Source organism: Streptomyces aureocirculatus, assembly GCF_000720475.1.
GTDB lineage: Bacteria > Actinomycetota > Actinomycetes > Streptomycetales > Streptomycetaceae > Streptomyces > Streptomyces aureocirculatus.
In genome coordinates this window covers 1-242 of record NZ_JOAP01000200.1, presented here as the reverse complement: position 1 = coordinate 242, position 242 = coordinate 1, and the positions used below count along the sequence as shown (strand labels likewise).

General features: G+C 69.8%; 1 protein-coding gene. It reads right to left on the bottom strand.

Going from position 1 to position 242, the window contains the following annotated elements:
• Positions 1-228: hypothetical protein (locus tag IG78_RS43700; protein ID WP_157856084.1), on the bottom strand; the 228-nt coding region annotated here is incomplete at its 3' end.
• Positions 229-242: the final 14 nt, after the last annotated feature.

The window sequence follows — 242 nt, the reverse complement described above, 5'->3', positions numbered from 1 at the left end:
GCCGATCGCGATTGCTGAAGGCGAAGGGCGCCGGGCCGCCGCATAGGCCAAGAGCCCGAGGGGGACGAACATGGCGGCGTTGGCGGCCTGCAGCACGAGAATCATGTGCCGTTCGCCGGCCTCCATGTGGCCGAGGCCATTGCGCCACAGCCCTTCGCCCGGGACCATCGCCACGTAGGGGACGCCGGAACCAAGGGACTGGTCCGGGATGACGGTGAGCGCCAGCACCGTAGCCAGGCACG